At 50.7% G+C, this 19,493-nt stretch carries 14 protein-coding genes; 3 read left to right on the top strand and 11 right to left on the bottom strand.

The window, feature by feature from the left end; genetic code table 11:
• Position 1: 1 nt before the first annotated feature.
• The 5 genes from AC0VYE_RS02885 to AC0VYE_RS02865 form a co-directional block, all read right to left on the bottom strand.
• Positions 2-1,786: a long-chain-fatty-acid--CoA ligase gene (locus AC0VYE_RS02885; protein ID WP_475445909.1), complete on the bottom strand. Its 1,785-nt coding sequence runs from the start codon at positions 1,784-1,786 to the stop codon at positions 2-4.
• 15 nt (positions 1,787-1,801) lie between these two features.
• Entirely contained in the window at positions 1,802-3,589 is a 1,788-nt protein-coding gene (locus tag AC0VYE_RS02880; protein ID WP_475445908.1) for an acyl-CoA dehydrogenase family protein, read from the bottom strand.
• Between the two features lie 74 nt (positions 3,590-3,663).
• The gene (locus tag AC0VYE_RS02875; RefSeq protein ID WP_475445906.1) at positions 3,664-4,884 is read right to left on the bottom strand and encodes an acetyl-CoA C-acyltransferase; all 1,221 of its coding nucleotides are present in this window, start codon (positions 4,882-4,884) and stop codon (positions 3,664-3,666) included.
• Between the two features lie 24 nt (positions 4,885-4,908).
• Positions 4,909-7,350, bottom strand: a complete 2,442-nt coding sequence (locus AC0VYE_RS02870) for a 3-hydroxyacyl-CoA dehydrogenase/enoyl-CoA hydratase family protein (RefSeq protein WP_475445904.1) — start codon at positions 7,348-7,350, stop codon at positions 4,909-4,911.
• A 31-nt stretch (positions 7,351-7,381) separates the two neighbouring features.
• The gene (locus tag AC0VYE_RS02865) at positions 7,382-9,649 is read right to left on the bottom strand and encodes a (Fe-S)-binding protein (protein WP_475445902.1); all 2,268 of its coding nucleotides are present in this window, start codon (positions 9,647-9,649) and stop codon (positions 7,382-7,384) included.
• Positions 9,650-9,882: 233 nt separating this feature from the next.
• Between AC0VYE_RS02865 and AC0VYE_RS02860 the strand changes: the two genes are divergently transcribed.
• Positions 9,883-10,731, top strand: a complete 849-nt coding sequence (locus AC0VYE_RS02860; RefSeq protein WP_475445900.1) for an electron transfer flavoprotein subunit beta/FixA family protein — start codon at positions 9,883-9,885, stop codon at positions 10,729-10,731.
• Between the two features lie 101 nt (positions 10,732-10,832).
• On the opposite strand, the gene AC0VYE_RS02855 is transcribed toward AC0VYE_RS02860, so the two are convergent.
• On the bottom strand, positions 10,833-11,153 hold the full coding sequence (locus tag AC0VYE_RS02855) for a hypothetical protein (protein WP_475445898.1): 321 nt from the start codon (positions 11,151-11,153) through the stop codon (positions 10,833-10,835).
• 1,123 nt (positions 11,154-12,276) lie between these two features.
• Here AC0VYE_RS02855 and AC0VYE_RS02850 point away from each other — a divergent pair.
• Positions 12,277-13,269, top strand: coding sequence for an electron transfer flavoprotein subunit alpha/FixB family protein (locus AC0VYE_RS02850; RefSeq protein WP_475445896.1), 993 nt, complete (start codon positions 12,277-12,279; stop codon positions 13,267-13,269).
• Positions 13,270-13,749: 480 nt separating this feature from the next.
• Here the strand turns inward: AC0VYE_RS02850 and AC0VYE_RS02845 are convergent, their stop codons facing one another.
• The 5 genes from AC0VYE_RS02845 to AC0VYE_RS02825 form a co-directional block, all read right to left on the bottom strand.
• Entirely contained in the window at positions 13,750-14,421 is a 672-nt protein-coding gene (locus AC0VYE_RS02845; RefSeq protein WP_076268391.1) for an SOS response-associated peptidase, read from the bottom strand.
• 140 nt (positions 14,422-14,561) lie between these two features.
• A complete protein-coding gene (locus AC0VYE_RS02840) occupies positions 14,562-15,413 on the bottom strand; it encodes an AraC family transcriptional regulator (RefSeq protein ID WP_076268619.1) in 852 nt (283 codons plus the stop codon).
• 392 nt (positions 15,414-15,805) lie between these two features.
• On the bottom strand, positions 15,806-16,522 hold the full coding sequence (locus AC0VYE_RS02835; RefSeq protein WP_076268392.1) for a hypothetical protein: 717 nt from the start codon (positions 16,520-16,522) through the stop codon (positions 15,806-15,808).
• Positions 16,523-16,547: 25 nt separating this feature from the next.
• Complete coding sequence (locus AC0VYE_RS02830; RefSeq protein WP_076268393.1) at positions 16,548-17,000, bottom strand: flavodoxin; 453 nt, start codon at positions 16,998-17,000, stop codon at positions 16,548-16,550.
• Between the two features lie 30 nt (positions 17,001-17,030).
• Positions 17,031-17,831 (bottom strand): hypothetical protein, encoded by an 801-nt coding sequence (locus AC0VYE_RS02825; protein WP_076268394.1) that lies wholly within the window; start codon positions 17,829-17,831, stop codon positions 17,031-17,033.
• 374 nt (positions 17,832-18,205) lie between these two features.
• On the opposite strand from AC0VYE_RS02825, the gene AC0VYE_RS02820 reads away from it, so the two are divergent.
• Complete coding sequence (locus AC0VYE_RS02820; RefSeq protein WP_475445892.1) at positions 18,206-19,468, top strand: exosporium glycoprotein BclB-related protein; 1,263 nt, start codon at positions 18,206-18,208, stop codon at positions 19,466-19,468.
• The last annotated feature ends 25 nt before the right edge of the window (positions 19,469-19,493 follow it).

Here is a 19,493-nt window from a genome sequence, read left to right as displayed (position 1 = left end):
CTCACTCTCCCTTCTTCTCCGCCTTTCTCGCCTTTTCAGCCTCCGCCTCCTCCTCCTGCAGTTTTCGACGAAGCACTTTTCCGACCATCGTCTTTGGAAGCGTTTCCCTAAAGGAATAGTGGTGTGGCACCTTATAGGAAGCGAGCCGCTCTCTGCACCAACGGTCAAGCTGACTGCTTGATACTTGCCAGCCCTCCTTAAACACAATAAAAGCTTTTACTGTTTCGCCTCTGTACTCATCCTTCACACCAATCACTGCCGCTTCCCTTACAGCCGGATGCTCGAACAGTACCTCCTCCACTTCACGCGGATAAATATTAAAGCCGCCAGCGATAATAACATCCTTAATTCGATCCATAATTGTAAAATAACCATCTTCATCCATCGTAGCGAGATCGCCAGTATGGAGCCAACCATTCCGCAATACCTGATCCGTTTCAGCAGGCTTATTCCAATATCCTCGCATGACCTGTGGACCGCGAACAATTAATTCCCCAAGCTGGCCGCTAGGCAGTCTCTCACCACTCTCAGGATCGATTACTGCCGCATCGGTATCCGGAAAAGGTATGCCGATCGTACCGATTTTCCGTTTCTCCCATACCGGATTGGCATGTGTGACGGGAGAAGATTCCGACAAGCCATAACCTTCAACGAGCCTTCCGCCAGTTAAAGCTTCGAACTTCTCCTGCACCTCTAGCGGCAAAGCCGCTGATCCGCTAACACACACATTAATAGAAGAAAAATCGATTTTTGCAGCGGACTTATGATGGATGAGTGCGACATACATCGTTGGCGCGCCTGGAAAAATGGTAGGTTTCTGCTGATTAATCGTTTGCAATACCGTCTCCACTTCGAAGCGCGGAAGTAATATAAGCGTTCCCGCACGCAGTACCGACATATTCATTAATACCGTTAATCCAAACACATGAAACAGTGGCAGTGCCGCTAAAAATCTCTCTTTAGCATCCTCCGCTTTATAGCACCAAGTAGATATTTGTATCGTATTGGCAACGAGATTGCGATGAGTCAGCATCACACCTTTTGGCGTTCCTGTTGTGCCGCCTGTATATTGCAGTGCCGCGAGATCAGCCCCTTTTGCCGAATCAGGCAGGCTCATATCCGTATGCTTTGCTGCAAGCAGCTTCTTATAAGAAACGACACCATAGCTGCCATATGGAATATCTGCACGAAAGCCTTCTTTTCGCTGCTTAAGAGGATAAAGCAAGTTTTTCGGAAACGGCAGCCCATCCTTAATCGATGTGATGATGGCATGCTTCAGCTGCGGCAGCGGACCCGACTCCGGCTGCTTGCCTCGAACCCGAGACAAGCGTGCATAAAGCAGATCAACCGTAATAACAGCAACAGCTCCGCTATCTGCCAACTGATGCTCAAGCTCCCGCTCCACATAAAGCGGATTCGTCTGAACGACGACGCCGCCTGCAAGCAGCACGCCATAAAAAGCAGCCACTGCCTGCGGGCAATTCGGCAGCATGATTGCCACCCGGTCTCCTTTGGCTATGCCAAGGGAAAGGAGTCCATAAGCGAGATTAATCGCATTCTCGTGAAGCTCGCGGTATGTTAATATTTTGCCAAGGAAATGCACGGCAGGATGATTTGGATGATGATTAGCCGCATTAATTAAAAACTGGACGATGCTCTGATCGGGATAGTCCAGTGAAGGTGAAACCTCTTTCGGGTAATGTTGAAGCCATGGGCGCGCTTGCTCTTCAGATTGAGTGGACGGTTGCTCGGGCAAAGACGGATCTTCCGGTCTGAGCGAATCCATTCATGCTCTCCCCCTTCACACGACATAATGCTCACTATTAATGACACGAGCGGCAATTGTTCGCTTCAAAGCAACCGTATCTGAGATAGGCGCGCGCATCAGCTTTTTGAGGACGGACAGCTGCATTTGCAGCCCGTCTCCCGTCTCTAGCGCAGCAAGCGCCAACTTCGCTAGTGACTCGACCCGCTCCATGGCCTCCTGCACAAAAACTGTCGTCATCGCTAAAACATTTTCCGTCTTTTCCGAAGCGACTCCGCGGCTAGCCTTCCATATTTTTTGTGAGCGCAGCAGTGCGCTTTCCATGGCAAAGATGTTGATCATAAGATCTGCAAGAGAACACAGCACCTCTTGTTCCTGCTCCAGCCGCAGTCCCAGCTTCTGAACAGCAAGCGCGCCGATGGCGAGGAAGATTTTTTTCGCTTGACCTACGCGGAACGCTTCTTTGCTAAGCGGCTTTTCAAGAGGTGGAATCGGCATCGGCTGCAGCAGCTCTGCTTGCAATGAACGAGCTTTGCGCAGCAGCGGGAGCTCGCCCTTTAACGCTTTTTTCATCAGCGTGCCAGGAATGAGCATCCGATTAATTTCATTCGTGCCTTCAAAAATCCGATTAATTCGCGAATCCCGATAAATTCTTTCCACCTTATACTCGCGAATATAGCCGTAGCCGCCGTGAATCTGCACCCCTTCATCCGCTACAAAATCAAGCGCCTCAGATGCAAAAACCTTTATAATCGAGCATTCAATGGCATACTCTCCGATTGCCTTAGCGACCGTCATGCCTTCAACTGCCGCCCCGCCTTCTTCCGTCGTCCGCAGCATCGAATCGATCCAGCCCGCAGTTCGGTAAACCATGCTCTCCAGCACATAAGTACGAATGTTCATATCAGCCAGCTTGGCGCCTATTAACGGATAGGAGGAAATTGCCTTCCCAAATTGCTTCCGCGTATTGGCATAGGCCGATGCAAGCTCAATGGTCTCCTTCGACGAACCGAGGCAAGCTGCTCCAAGCTTAAAGCGTCCTATGTTCAAAATGTTAAATGCGATTTGATGCCCTTTTCCAACCTCCCCAAGCACGTTTTCAACCGGTACCGCCACATCTTCAAAAAATAAAGGGCGTGTTGAAGAACCCTTGATGCCCATCTTATGCTCCTCCGGTCCAATACTGAACCCCGGCATGCCTTTCTCTACAATAAATGCTGTAAAATACTCACCGTCTACTTTCGCATAAACGATAAATAAGTCAGCAAAACCTGCGTTTGTAATATAGAGCTTTGATCCATTGAGCACGTAGTGCTTCCCATTAGGCGATAATCTTGCCGTCGTTTTCGCCCCTAGAGCGTCTGAGCCCGATGCTGGTTCCGTTAAACAATAAGCAGCGATGCGCTCCCCCGTTGCAAGTGCCGGGAGATACGTTTCTTTTTGCTTTGGTGTTCCGAAAAAAACGATCGGCAGCGTGCCGATTCCCGTATGAGCGCCTACCGAAAGCGCAAACGAGGAGGATCTTGCCAACGTTTCTGCGAGCAGCGTCGTGCTTACCTTGTCGAGCCCCAGTCCGCCGTAAGCCTCCGGCACATCTGCGCCCAGCAGGCCAAGCTCGCCTGCTTTGCGCATCAGCTCTACGGTCAGATCATAATTTAAAGCTTCCAGCTCCACATCGCGCGGCGTTATTTCCGCATCCATGAACTGCTGCGCCGCATCCGCCATCATTCGTTGCTCTTCCGTAAAATCCTCGGGCGTCACGACCGATTCCGGCACACTGTCTTCCACGACAAACCGACCGCCAAAACGTATCGTCTCCGTCATGCGCAGTTCTCCTTTCAGCCAACCGATTATTTTATTTCAGGATGCTGCCAAACTCCCTTATCCGCCTGCCGACCTTATTGATCTGAGTTATACACCTCAATTACGCCTGCTGCTCCCATACCTCCGCCTATACACATCGTGACAACGCCAATACCGCCGCCTCTGCGACCAAGCTCATGAATAAGTGATACCGACAGCTTTGTTCCTGTACAACCAAGTGGATGCCCGAGTGCGATAGCTCCGCCGTTCACATTGACGATTTCAGGATTAATGCCAAGCTCTTTAATTATTGGGACACACTGCGCCGCAAAAGCTTCATTAAGCTCAAATAGATCAACCTGATCAAGCGTAATTCCCGCTTTCTTAAGCGCTTTAGGCACGGCTTCGATGGGACCGATACCCATAACCTCAGGAGCAACGCCAGCTACACTAAAACCGCGGAATACGGCAAGCGGACGATAGCCAAGCTCCTCCGCACGCGCCCTGCTCATCACGATTACCGCAGCTGCTCCATCGCTCATTTGGGACGTATTGCCCGCTGTAACCGTACCTTCTCTTGCAAAAGAGGGCTTGAGCGGCGCCAACGTCTGAACCGTCGTCTCCGGCCGGACGCCTTCATCTGTATCGAAAGTGATCACTTTCGACCATGGACGGCCAGCATCGTTCACGCCGGAGCGGCTTGTCGTTATTGGCACGATCTCAGCTTGGTAGCGTCCTGCTTCAATAGCTGCTGCCGCCTTGCGATGGCTCGATGCTGCAAACGCGTCCTGCTCCTCACGCGTCACCCCATAACGGCGGGCAACCTCTTCAGCCGTATGTCCCATCCCCATATAAACCTCTGGCATCGCATCGACAATCGCAGGATGCGGCGACAGCCTGAAGCCGGTCATCGGCACATGGCTCATGCTCTCCACTCCGCCAGCAGCAATAACGTCCGCATCGCCAAGCCTAATTCGCTCCGCTGCATAGGCGATTGCTTGCAGGCCTGATGCGCAGAAACGGTTAATCGTTACTGCTGGCGTCGTCACCGGCAATCCCGAATAAAGCGAGATCGTGCGCGCCATATTCAAGCCTTGTTCGCCTTCGGGCATCGCGCACCCAATGATGACATCCTCTATAAGCTCGGGCGACAAGCCGGGCAGGCGTTCAAGCGCACCTTGCAGCACAGCTCGCCCAAGATCCTCTGCCCTCGTCTCCGCAAGGCTCCCCTTTGATGCTTTGCCGACCGCCGTCCTCACCGCAGCTACGATAACGGCATCAAGAGCGTGATCTTCAAACGGTGATGAAGCTGACATTTCACTCTCCCCCTTCGTTTTAGACTAGTTGCGCAGCGGCTTGCCTGTCGCGAGCATATGGCTCATACGCTCCTGTGTCTTGCGCTCGCCACATAGGCTGAGGAATGCTTCGCATTCCAAATCAAGCAAATATTGCTCGCTCACTTCAGCGCCCGGCTGAATGTCCCCACCCGCGAGTACAGAACCAAGCTTGCCGGCGATAAGCGCGTCATGCTCACTAATATGGCCGCTAAGCTGCATCGCTTGCACCGCTACCTTAAGCACCGCTCTGCCTTCTCGTCCGGCAACGCGAATACGTTCCTCCGCTGGCGGCGAGTAGCCCGCCCGGTCCAGCTCCAGCACCGCCCGCTTCGCTTCGGCTATCCGTGCCTCCTGCCGCATAATGACCTTATCCTGCGGCCGCATCAATCCCAAACGGCGAACCTCATAGCCGCTGGTTGATGATTTGGCCAGCGCAATCGTCTCAAACAGCGCATTCAAATGCGGCTGCAGGTCTCCGCCTGGCTTGCCGCCATTCGCAATAAAGGCCCGTTCAGCTGCCATCGCAGCCGCTTCCTTGCAGCCCCCGCCCGCAGGAATAAGGCCAACTCCCGTTTCCACTAACCCAAAGTATGTCTCTGGCGAATAAATAATACGATCAGCAGGCAAGCATGCTTCTACTCCGCCGCCCAGCGTCATTCGGTGCGGAGCAGCTACGACAGGACGGTCAAGCCGCTTGAGCCCAAGCATACTGCTCTGGAAGAAACGAATAATATCCTCCACTTCATCCCATTCGCCGCTTTGCGCCTCCATTAATAGCAGCATCAGGTTTGCTCCTACACAGAAGTTTTTCCCCTCATTCGCTATCACAAGCCCGCGCCAATTTTGTGATACCTCCTCTGTGCTTTGCCGAATCGCCGATAAAATATCACCCCCGATGGCATTGTTAGGCGAATGGAATTCCAGCAGTACAACGTCATCGCCAATATCGATTAGACTAGCGCCTGAGGTGGACAATACCGTTTTTCCGGCAGCCTTTAATGCCATTAAGGAAACCGAATCTGCTTCCTCCATCTCTCTCTTGTATGCTCCGCTTGCAGCATAAACCCGCTCCGTTCCCTCCACCTTATAGAAGCTTTCATGTCCGGCTTCCAGCCAAGCCGCCACCCACTCTGGGATCGCATCGCCCTCCTTCTGCATTTGCTGCACCGATTTGCGAAGCCCTATCGCATCCCACAGCTCGAACGGTCCAAGCTCCCAGTTAAAGCCCCAGCGCATTGCGCGGTCGATATCCGAGATTGAATCCGCAATGACACCGACTTGTGCCGCTGCATAAAGCAGCGTTTTTTTGATAATGGACCATGCAAATTTAGCGTAGCGGTCCTGCGGGTCTGTGCGAAGCAGCGCCTTCACTTTTGCCGCCGCCCCCTTCGCAGCCTTAGATGCATCAATAACAGGTGAGTTGACTGACCGCTTAGGTCCATACTCGAGCGTATCCAGCTTAAGCGACTCAATCTCACTGCCTCCTTTCCCCTTCACCTTTCGGTAAAAGCCCGCACCCGTTTTCTCACCCAGCCGTCCCGATGCTGCAAGCTTCTCAAGCAGGGGCGGCCTTGCAAAAACCTTTTGCTCCGCTGGATCGCTGCTCCTCTCCCGCACATTATCCACGACATGCAGCAGTGTATCTAACCCAACCAAATCGAGCATGCGCAGTGTCGCCGTCTTTGGCCTTCCCATCGCCGGGCCGGTCAAAGCATCCGCTTCCTCTACCGTCAGCCCAAATGCCAGTGTATCCTCAAGCGTAACCAGCATGCCGTAAGTACCAATTCGGTTCGCAATGAAGTTAGGCGTATCCTTCGCCAGTACGACTCCCTTGCCAAGCCGCTTCTCGCACACCTCCATCAACAGCTGAACAACCTCGGAAGTGGTGTCTTCGGTAGGCACGATCTCAACAAGCTTCATATACCGCGGCGGGTTGAAAAAATGGGTTACCGCAAAATGCTGCCGAAACTCCCTGCTCCTCCCCTCTGCCATGGACGCCGCTGATAATCCCGACGTATTCGTAGAAACGATGCTGCCTGGGCGGCGTGCGGCTTCAACCTTTGCAAGCACATCACGTTTAATGTCGAGCCGCTCCACAACCGCTTCTACAATCCAGTCCGCCTCGCCCAGCAACTCTAGATGATCGGTCAAATTACCCGGCGTAATGCGTGATGACCAAGCTGGATCGTAGAGCTGGGCGGGTTGTGACTTGCCCATTTTTGCTATCGCCCCATTTGCGAGGCGATTGCGCACCTTGGCATCAGAGAGCGTAAGCCCCTGTCGTTCTTCCTCTGCCGTCAGCGAATGCGGAACAATGTCCAGCAGCGTCACTCGCATCCCCGCATTGGCTAAATGTGCAGCGATGCCGGCCCCCATTACGCCGGAGCCGATCACTGCGGCTCTGCGAATCGCGCTTGAGTTATTTTGCGATGCTTGTGTCGTCATAGCCTCCTCCTCCTTTTTGACAAACAGCGGCTTATTCGCCAAAAACACTTTCGGCAAGCAGCTCAGCCACATCACGTGCGATTACCTTCTCATCCGCGCCCAGCGCCTTTAAACCGTCCTCCATCATCGTTAGGCAATAGGGGCAGGCGGAACTGATAACCGATGGTTTTACTTCAAGTGCCTGAGCGGTTCGAGCATGGTTGATGCGAGTTCCAGAATGCTCCTCCATCCACATGAGACCGCCCCCCGCCCCGCAGCACATGCCGTTCGAGCCCGAGCGCTCCATCTCTTCAATCGATACGCCTGGAATGGAGCGAAGCAGGCTGCGCGGCGCTTCATACGTATCGTTGTAACGGCCGAGGTAGCAAGAATCATGTACGGTTACTCGCTCATCAATCTTATGCTCCGGCTTCAATAAACCTTCCTCAAGCAGGCGAGAGAGCATTTCGGTATGATGCTCCACGAGGATGCTAGGATTAAGACCGAAGTCAGGATATTCATTTTTGAACGTGTTATACGTATGCGGGCAAGCGGTCACGATTTGTGTAACGCCATATTTGTTAAGCGTTTCTATATTCTCGCGGCATAGCTCTTGGAAAAGCAGTTCATTGCCGATTCGTCTAGCTGTATCGCCAGAGCTTTTTTCCTCCAATCCCAGCGTAGCGAAGTTGATTCCCGCATGATCCAGCAGCCTAACCACATCGTACAAAACACGGCGGCTTCGCATGTCATACGCGCCCATTGATCCCGCCCAGAGCAGCACATCTGCTTTTTTGCCTTGCTTCTTCAGCTCCAGCATCGTCGGCACTTGAATGCCGGTTCTGTTCTCGCAATCTTTAATCCAAGCCGCCCGCTCGGCACGCGGCAAACCCCAAGGATTGCTTTGCCGCTCGATGTTTTGCAGCGCGCGCTGTCCGTCAGACGGCAGCCTCCCTTCCATCAGCACCAAGTAACGGCGCATATCGATAATCTTGTCGACATGCTCATTGCCAACCGGGCATTGCTCCTCGCAATTCCGGCAGGTCGTACATGCCCAAAGCTCCTCTTCGGTCAACACCTCGCCGATCAGCTCGACCTCCTCTGGCTTAGCACTCTCTTTTATATTCCATGCCCCAGCCTGCGCAGCCATGGTTGGCGCTATGTTTGTGCCCCATTCAGATTCAGCTTCCCAAGCAGGAAGCACCGCTCCCATCACATGGGCCTGAGGCTCACGCGATTTCGAATGCAGCAGGCTGGCTGGAAGCCATGGTGACTTGGACGTTATGGCAGCGCCTTTTTCGGTCAAATGATCCCTCAGCTTCACAATAAGATGCATCGGCGAGAGCAGCTTGCCGGTGCTCGATGCCGGACAAACATTCGTACAGCGTCCGCATTCCACACATGCATACAAATCTAGCATCTGTTTTTGCGAGAAATGCTCAACCTTCCCTGCACCGAAGGACTCCGCTTCCTCATCCTCTAGGTTAAGTGGCACAAGTCGGCCAGGAGGCGTGCTGCGTCTGAACCAAAGATTCACAGGCGCTGTCAATAAATGAAAATGCTTTGATTGCGGCACGTACACAAGGAAGCTAAGCAGAACCAGAAGATGCAGCCACCAAAACAATTCAAACCCCGCATGGGCTGCGGTGCTTTGCGGCTCTACACCTGCACTCTCAAGCATAGTTGCCAGGGGAACGCTCACTGGTGCGAACTTCGCCTCAACGATGGCTGCAGTGGATCCATGTACCGAAGCATTCTGGCTCACGCGCTCTTCCGCAGCCAATCTCTCGAATGCTAATGAGAATAAAACAGTCAGCATCAACGAGCCAATAAACCACATGACGAGCGAAGGTTTCCACCCCCGCTTAAGCCGCGGGAGCCGTTCCCCATAACGCCGGAATGCACCGTACAGCACAGCTGCAAAAACAAGCGTAACGGTCATCTCCTGCGTCAGCGAAAACCAATTATAATAGGGCAGCGGCAGCGGTACACCTTGGTTCAGCCCTTTCCAAACCAAGTCCGCCGCACCAAACTGAAGCACAATAAAGCCATAAAAATAAACCAAATGCATCACGCCGCTTCTCACATCGTTCAGCAGCTTACGATGGCCTAGCACTTGTGTGGTAAAACCGGATTTACTGCCTGACTTGCGTCGATACCGCGAAAAAACCGCCGGCACCCCAAGCCTCATATACAAGATGCGCCGCTGTACAACCATCGCGAACATGGTAATAGCAAACAGCACAACCGCCGCGAATAATGCCCATCTTCCCCCTATCAACCAGTGATCGACATTCCTAAGTGCCAAAAAAGATGGCATACGCCCCGCCCCCCTTATATGCCGGCTATATAACCGAGCACCTACGCGCGCAGTAGTCGGACAAGTATTGAAGCGCTTACAAAAATAGCCGCGGTGCTCCATGTATATGAGCTTTCGGCCTTGAACATGCCGCACAGCGGGCAATTGCACACGGTCTATTCAATTCCAAGACAGCATATCCTAGCACTGATGGACAGTGTCAACAAATTAGCGGTACAAGTGAGGGAGCTTCTATGCCGAAAATAGTTGTGCTTCTCAAGCAAACGTTCGATACCGAGGAAAAAATCATTGTAACACCCGCTGGCGTTGACGAAAGAGACGCCAAATTTGTAATCAATCCCTACGATGAATACGCACTCGAGGAAGCCATTCGCCAGCGGGACCAGCTCGGCGGCGAGGTCATCGTGATCACCTGCGGTGCCGAGCGCTCGCAAGAGGCGCTCCGAACCGCTCTGGCTATCGGAGCAGATGAAGCTATTCGGCTTGATAGCGCAGATTTGTCCGATGACAGCTCAGCCGTCGCTGCTGCTCTTGCTGCCGTAATTGGACCGCTTGCCCCTGACTTGCTGCTAGCCGGCTTGTTTGCAGTAGACAGCGGCGCTGGAAGCGTAGCTTTGCAAATTGCCGAGCTGCTTCACTTGCCTCATGCAGCTTCAGCTGTGAAGGTCACCATCTTGACTGCTGGGGAGCTTGGCTCCCTGCCTGCCGATGGGCTTCTCAGCTCACCTACTGCTCTGAGCGCTGAGCGTTACGCATTAGTTGAGCGCGATGTTGAAGGAGATACCGAAACGGTATCGATTCCACTCCCTGCGCTCATTACCGCTCAGCAAGGACTAAACGAGCCGCGTTATCCGTCGCTGCCAGGCATTATGAAGGCGAAGCGCAAGCCGCTTCGCACAATAACCGCTGCTGAGCTGATCGCCAGTGGCGAGCTTTCACTTGAAAGCGTATCGCCTCGCACGGCGCGTACGCAGCTGCTCCCGCCGCCTCCACGCGCAGCAGGCAAACGGCTCCCCGGCGAGCCGGCCGAGCAAGCCGCAGCTCTTGTTTCTCTACTGCGAGAGGAAGCGAAGCTTCTTTGAGTTCGTGATTATTTTATAGTTGGGAGCGGTTTAGAGGTAGTGGGGATGGTTGGGGGGATTTAGGTAGTGGGGCTGAGATGATCGCCAGTGGCGAGCTTTCACTAGTAGGCGAGTTTCGCCATGCACTGCGCGCTGCGGACAAATGGCTCCCCGTGCGAGCCGACCGAGTAAGCTGCAGCAAGCAGAGCAAGCAGAGCAAGCAGAGCAAGCAGAGCAAGCAGAGCAAGCAGAGCAAGCAGAGCAAGCAGCAGCAATTGTCTCGCCACTGCGGGAGGAAGGGAAGCTTCTATAGGAACGCGACTTTTTATTATAGTTGGGAGCTGTTCAGGGGTAGTGGAGTTTGGCCGGGGGAAGTTGGATTTGAAGCTGAGCGCCAGTGGCGAGCTTTCACTAGAAAGCGAGTTTCGCCATACTACGTGCACGCAGCTACCCCCTCCACCCCCGTGCACTGCGGGCAAATGGCTTCCCGGCGAGTCGACCTAGCAAGCAGCAGCACTTGACTAGCCCCTGCAGGAGCAAGGAAAGCTTCTATAGGAACATGACTTATTTAGTGTAGTTGAAGTGTTCAAGATTTAGGTAGTGGAGCAGGTAGTAAATTTGTATTGAGGCATGTTGATATTGGGCATTTAGCGGATTTGTGTTGAGGCATGTTGGTATTGGGCAGGTAGTGGATTTGTGCTGAGGCATGTAGATAGTGGAGCGTGTAGTGGGGCTGTGCTGAGAGATGTAGATAGTGGGGCTGCTAGTGGACGTGTATTGAGGAATCTAGAAAGTGGAGCTGGCAGTGGACGTGTGCTGAGGAATGTGGGTATAGGAGCAGGAATGATGCAGAGACTTTAACAAGAACTGAATAGTTACTGGTTACTAGACAATTTAGTTAGTTTTCTTGTCGATAGAGTGGCTCGAAATCAAAAACATTGCTTGACTAACATTGGACTTTGGTAATTAATCAAACCTTCCCAATTAACGGACATCAGATACCTTATTTGCTGAAAAACCTTCTATTTCTCGATCTAACGGACATAGGTTCCCTTATTTCATAAAATATCGAGCGTTAGGGTGCCATTTAGGGCAAATAACGGATCTCATGTCCGTTAAATTGTAATTTAGCCCTTAAATACAGAAATAACGGATCTCATGTCCGTTAGATAATAATTTATGCCCCTAAATTCAGAAACAGCGGCTCTCCTGTTCGTTAGAAAGTAATTTATGCCCCTAAATTCAGAAACAACGGATCTCATGTCCGTTAGAATGTAATTTAGCCCTAAAATCCAGAAATAACGGATCTCATGTCCGTTAGATAATAATTTATGCCCCTAAATTCAGAAACAACGGCTCTCATGTCCGTTAGAAAGTAATTTATGCCCCTAAATTCGGAAATAACGGATCTCATGTCCGTTAGAGAGTAATTAACCACTAAATTCACAAATAGCGGCTCTAATGTCCATTAAGACGATACCTAAACAGGTCAAGCACTGAATATAGAGTTGAACGCACAAAGAGCTACGCTTATTCGTAAAAGCTGTGGAAGAGGAGCTGTATCCTATGTCCAAAACCATTCTCGTATTTGCAGAAAGCCGGAATGGCGCGCTGCGCCGAGTGGCGCTGGAGGCACTCGGCGCAGCGCGCCGGCTCGCAGGGAAGGACGGCCATGTCCACGCCGTCCTTCCCTGCTTCGGCGGTGCGGCGGATGAAGCCGCCGCACTGATCGCGCGGGGCGCGGACGTCGTGCATATCGCCGACGATCCGGCCCTTCGCGCCTTTGCGCCCGAGGCGTACATCGCCGCCCTCGGCGCAGCCATAACTGCGGTGCGGCCGGACGCGCTATTGCTCGGCCACACCGCTTTGGGGCGCGAGCTCGCGCCCCGAGTGGCCGCTGCCAATGGCGCCGGCCACATTGCTGACGTCATTGCCATCGAAACATCTGACGATGGCAATGACGTCTTATTCACCCGCCCGCTCTACGCCGGCAAGGCGTTCGAGCGGCGCAGCTTTGTTTCGGGCGCGACGTGGGTCATCACGGTGCGCCCGAACAACCTGCCGGCGGCGGAACCGCTGGACGCCGCCGATATAAAGGGCACCGCAGCGGAGCTGCCGTTCACGGTGCCGCCGCTTTATACCGCCGTGCGCAGCGTTGTGCGCCGCGCCGGAGGGCAGCTTGATCTTGCCGAAGCCGACGTCGTCGTGTCCGGCGGCCGAGGCGTTCGCAGCGCAGCAGGTTTTGAGCCGCTGCAAGCGATGGCAACAGCGCTTGGGGGCGCAGTCGGCGCCTCTCGCGGCGCATGCGATGCCGGCTACTGTGATTATGCCCTCCAAATCGGGCAAACCGGCAAAGTTGTCACGCCTCAGCTCTATATTGCTTGCGGAATCAGCGGCGCTATTCAACATCTGGCGGGCATGAGCCAATCTCGCGTCATTGTCGCTATCAACAAAGACCCCGATGCACCTATTTTCAGCGTTGCTGATTATGGCATCGTAGGCGATTTATTCGAGGTCGTACCGCTATTGACTACAGAGCTCCAACGCGCTCGCGCTTAATTGTTCTAGTTTTCATCTAATTGCCTCTCTCCCGTATCGCGCTTAATTGTCCTAGTTTTCATCTAATTGCCTCTCACCCGAAGCGCGCTTAATTGTCCTTGTTTTCATCTAACTGCCTCTCACCCGAATCACGCTTAAATGTCCTAGCTTTCATCTAATTGCCTCTCACCCGAATCGTGCTTAACATCCTAGTTTTCATCTAATTACCTCACACCCGAATCGTGCTTAACATCCTAGCTTTCATCTAATTGCCTCTCACCCGAATCGCGCTTAAATGTCCTAGCTTTCATCTGAATCGCACTTAAAATTTTTTCACCAAAGTTGATTCCATCTACAATCAACTAAATCATCTGATTCAAGCCCCTAACCCTGTCCACTAAAAAATCAAAAAAAGGCGTCTACCCTGTTTCGGCCGCATAAAGCCGAGTCAGAGATAGAACGCCTTTTGATTTAACCTATATCACTTATTAAATCACTCACTTATGCAAAATCAGGACGGATTTCACGAATACAATCCGGCGATTCGTACAGATCATCATGCACCGCATTCGTTACCGGGTAGGCGCGCATGAGGTAAGTGTCCATAGCCTCTAAATGCTTCCGCAATCCGCTGAATTCGGTAATACGCGGATTGAGCCAATCTTCCATACCCTCTTCGTCCAAAATAACCGGAACTCGAGGCTGCCACACCGACATCGCTCCTGTCGATGCTGCGGTAATCATTGTGAAGGCACGTACTTCCTTACCGCTCACGTTTTTCCAGCAGTCGTAAATGCCCGCTATGCCAAAAAGCTGCTGGCTTGGAACAACGATGTGCATCGCCCTCGGATCACGCTCTTTGCCGAATTGCTTTTGACCAAAAAAGCCGCTGCATGGCAGCACACATCTTTGTCTGCGAAGCATTCTTTCTAAGAAAGGCTTCTCGGACAACGTCATATGGTCTGCATTAACCGCATCCTTTGCCCAAAAAGGAAACAGCCCCCATCTCGATTCCTCCATCGTCCGCTGATCAAATCGATCATTCATGACAATCGAAACCATCTGAGTCGGAGCTGCATTAAATCGGTTTGTATGCCCCCGAATTACTTTTCCTACCTGAAACATATCCACTATATCGCCAATATCTGCTGTTAACGAAAACCGTTCAATCATCGCGACCACCCTTTTCACGTTGTTGAATCCAGTTTTTGTTAAAGTCGCGATATTTATGCAACGTTTCTAGTCAGAATATTAGAAAGACCTAAACAACAGCTTTCCGAAAATAGTTCCTCTACTCTTCAAAATCCGCCCGTCTACATCGTAAATCGTTTTCGGAATTTAAGAGGAGGCATTCCCGTATGGGATGCAAACAGCCTAGAGAAATGCGGCGTCTGCCGGAAGCCTGTTTCCTCTGCTACTTTTGCAATGGTCCAATCTGTCTTAATAAGCAGCAGCTTTGCTTGATCGAGTCTATAATAAAGCAAATATTGCTGCGGCGTACAATCAAAAACCTCACTCATGCAGCGAGTAATATAATTCGTATGTAATTGAAGCACATCGCTCAGCATCGTATTGCTGATTGGTGAACGATAATTCAGCTTTAAGTACGCAGCCGCACGCTCTGCTACCGATACGGCAGCTTTAGCCGCATCCGAGCGCCAGCCTTCGTCCAGCATTTGAAGCAAATGCAGAAACCGCTGCTGCCGATCCCAGAACGCGCCATGTGACGAGCCTTTGGAAGCCTCATGCAATTGTGAGAAAATAAGACTCGCTTCATCCGTGTAGGTAAGCTTCATTTGTTTAGGCAGACGAATGGCATAAGTGTAGTAATCTCCTCTAAGCGATCCGCTTTGATTGCCTACCGTCTCCTCCCAAGCGCCTACTGTTTGAAAATGAATCCAATCAAACACGGTCTCTTCCTCGCATGGACGTGTAGAATAATGCCAGCGGTCCGGCCTTAAAATAAGCACATCTCCAGGACCGAGCGTCCATCTGCGATTATCCTCTGCTACATGCAGTGCTCCCTTGTTTACATACAACAAATCAAATACGCCGAGGTTTGTCCGATTCGGATGCTCCTCGCCCGCACGATAAACCAAACGGTTGGATTCTATGAAAAATGGCAATGGTGGTGAACGAAACGTTAGTAATAGCTCCTCTGACAACCTAATCTCTCTCCTTCTAGAGTTTTGCATAGCAAAACTCACTTCGTAAGCATGAGCTTTGTTTTGCATAGCAAAACCTTCTTCGTAAGCATAAGTTTTGCTCAGCAAATCTCTCTTCATAAGCATTAATCCAGTTTTGCACAACAAAGCCTGCCATCCTAGCCTATGCTCATTTTACCTAGCAAAACTAGCTTCAAAAAGCATACGCTTACTTTTTCACAGTAAAATAAACTTCGCAATTAATAATCATGTGTAAATGTGCAAAAAATGACTACTGCTCATGTTACTTGAAAACCATTTCATTTGTCTACAACAAAAGAAATCCCCCACCATTCCGCTTCCGGAAATGACTTGGGGGATTTGCAAATTTTGTATTATTTTCAGCAGCAATTTCACATCACCAGCTGTACATCATCCGAGCCCGGATTAACCTTAAAGAAATCTACGTCCGGCAGCAAGCTTTTGACCAAAAACATATAATCATAAGAAAGCTCAAGCGATTGCTCGTCAGGCACGAACACGACCTGCTTGCCGCTTAAAAGGGAGAACACTTCGATTCGGTCAGGGAGCTTCTCGAATGCACTCATACAAAATACCGATGTCATATGAAAATATAGATTAAGAGCATCTTCATCTGTATCTACTGCTAGCTTTTGAACAATATAATGATCAAGCGAAGCCTCTTGCTCGGCAGAAACCAAATGAAAGATTTGTGAAATCTCCAAATCGAGCTCCTCTACATAAGCCGTCATTTGTTCATAAAATATAATCGGCATACTCGGTGCTCCGCCGCCAAGCAAGAAGGCTGCCAAATGCTCCTTAATGGTTTGCTTCATTTGCAAGAAATGCTCATCGGAATGGAACTTATAATTTCGATTTGTCCACCAATTCTCAACGGAAGTATGTATCGTTTCTACTCCGCGTGTCTCTTTGGACTGACGATAAAAGTCGTTTACCGTGTGGCTGGCTGCATATTGAACAAGCTGCCGCCAATTCACGTCACTTTCCTGCTTGCGACCGGACTTTCTTCGAGCGAACCGTTCGGGACAACGCAGCAGCTCTTCTAGCTTATAGTCTTCAACTCTCAAAATCGCTGGCAACTGCTCCATTACAAAGTCCGCCTTTCTCGTTCCACTATCCGGCTACCGCTACAAGACCCGCAATTTGGCGTCCTAATTTTCTTCCTTGCTCTTTCTCTTCCTCAGACGCGTTATATTCAAATTTAATGCACTCGCCCGCAATTTCTGCGCCGAGCTCCTTCAGCTTCGCTTCAATTGTATCTACAGCGCCGCAATAGATTGGGTATGATGTATCGCCTGAGCCAAATACGGCTGCTTTCTTGCCGCTAAGATCAAGTCCATCCATTTCTTCGAAGAAATCGAGAAATTCATCCGGCAGCTCACCGTCTCCCCATGTGTACGCGCCAATAATAATGGCGTCATAATGATTCAGCTCATCCGCGGTGGCATCGAAGGCTTCTTTAGAAACAACCTCCGCGCCCGCTTCCTTAGCTCCTTCTACTATCGCCTCGGCCATTTCTTCTGTATTTCCGGTCATGCTAGCATACACCACAAGTATTTTGGGCATCTTCTTTCCTCCGCTTTCTATTTTTTGTCGTTAGACATTTATCGTTTGAATGCCTTGGAAAAGCGTAGCGAGATACAGATTTCCATCTTGCATATCAATATCTGTTACAGGATAACCAAGTTGAACGGATAGTAGAGTTACTTGATTACACAAATAAGTAAGCTGGAATAATCCGCGATCCGTACATACATAAACCTCATTGCCCTTCGCCTGCACAGAAAAAATAAAACGTTTACCGAATCTTATCCGGTCAAATCTTCCTTTTTTATCGCCAATAAACAGCTCGCCCTGATCGCTCGTTCCAATTAAGTGGCCTCTGAATACCGCTAAGCTTGTTACACTTGCACCCAGCTCAAAATGAGCCCAATCATCCATAAAACGATCATATAAAGAGATGCCGCTCTCATGCGAAATGATCAAATATTGAGGCAAGTTCATAAAATCATATACACGTTTATCTTGGCATGCTATTTGCTCCCATTTGGAGCTGGCTTTGGACCAAAGCCCATATTCCGTTGCAACGTAGCTGCTTCCACCGATCTTGCGGTACTGATAACTAGGAATCAATATGCCATCATTGACCCATGCTTCTCCGTTCCATTCATATAAGCCGCTGCTTGAACAGGCATGCAGCAAATCATGCTGCAACTGCAGACGATTTACATTAGTCTGGTCTTCCATGCCTTGATCAAGCTTCTTCCATTCTCCTTCAGCATCGATTTGGTAAATCCCGTGACCGACTGAAGCGGCATACAAGCTATCAGCTCCTGCTTTAACGGACGAGAAGGGAAAGAGCAGCCAATTCCAAGGCTTGCTCGTTTCAGTCTGCATGTCTCTCACTCCTATAAAAATAATCGTTATATCGTTATCCATTCACTAATAATGCAATATGTTTCGTTTCTTATAAGGCGTTATTGGGGATGTCTATCCAAACTCTTTCATGGCAGTAGTAAAAGAACAACACCATCCAGTGATAATGATTATCACTTTCGTATACATGATAACCATTCTCAATAATAATGTCAATCCTGTTCTTCATTTATTCTTCATTCATGCTCTTCTACTTCTCTATCATTTAGTAGTCGATCATCCATCCCATACAAACACACAAATCCGCAAATATAGTTGAAGGACTATGACCATAGCAGATAGATACCCAATCAATAGATAGAGTAGAGCCGTATAATAAGGCATCTAACAAGGAGGTGTTTTCGCTGAGTCATTATTATTATAAGAAACGTTGTGTCAGAAAACCGTCTGCAGGTTGCAGTCCAAGAAGGAAGAAACACGATGACAAAATAATTGTTGTAAAGAAAAAAATTATATCTCAAAGAGTTAAAGTCGTAGCTGAGCGAGGAGAAGACGGTCACAAAGGCAGAAGAGGACCGCAAGGACCACAAGGTCCTCAAGGGCCTCAAGGAATAGCTGGCCCTACAGGTGCAACAGGATCTGCAGGGGCAGCGGGTTCTACCGGCGCTACTGGAGTTGGAGTTACGGGAGCGACTGGCGCTACTGGTGCAAATGGTATTAACGGCGTAACCGGTGCTACTGGTCCAGCAGGTCCTACAGGACCAGGAGTAGGAGCTACAGGAGCGACTGGTGCTACTGGAGATCCAGGGGCTGCTGGTGCTGCTGGTGCTACTGGGGCCACTGGTGCTGGCGTTACTGGAGCGACTGGGGCTACTGGAGATCCAGGTGTTGCAGGAGCGACTGGCGCTACTGGTACCGCTGGTGTTACCGGTGCTACTGGGGCTACTGGAGATCCAGGTATTACTGGGGCTACTGGCGCTACCGGTACTGCTGGCGTTACCGGTGCTACTGGGGTTACAGGAGATCCGGGTGTTACTGGGGCTACTGGTACTGCTGGCGTTACCGGCGCTACTGGCGCTACCGGTGCTACTGGTGCTACTGGTGGTACTGGCGCTACTGGTGCTACTGGTATTGATGGTGCGGGCGCTATTATTCCTTTTGCTTCAGGCATTCCAACCGAATTAACGACAGTATTAGGCGGTTTGGTAGGTACTTCGAGTCTGGTAGGTTTTGGTTCCTCCGCTGTAGGCGTTAGTATACTTGGTGGTATAATCGACCTCACAGGCGCTGCAGGAACACTTCTCAACTTTGCTTTCTCTGTGCCGCGCGATGGTACGATCACTTCTCTTGCAGCTTACTTCAGTACAACATTAGCGCTTTCACTTGTCGGCTCTACAGTAACTATTACTGCCCAGCTTTACCAGTCAACGGCTCCAAACAACTCGTTTACTGCAGTTCCAGGCGCTGTTGTAACATTAGCTCCTCCACTTACCGGCGTTCTGGCTCTAGGCACTATTAGCAGCGGCATTACTCCAGGTTTATCTATTCCTGTTACTGCTGGAACACGCCTTCTTCTTGTCTTCTCTGCTACAGCTACTGGTGTATCACTTGTCAATCTTGTAGCTGGCTATGCTAGCGCTGGATTAGGCATCTCTTAAAAAACGAAATTATGAAAAACGACAG

Source organism: Pristimantibacillus sp. Z349TD_6, from assembly GCF_056173205.1.
This window is presented reverse-complemented; position numbering and strand designations above follow the sequence as displayed.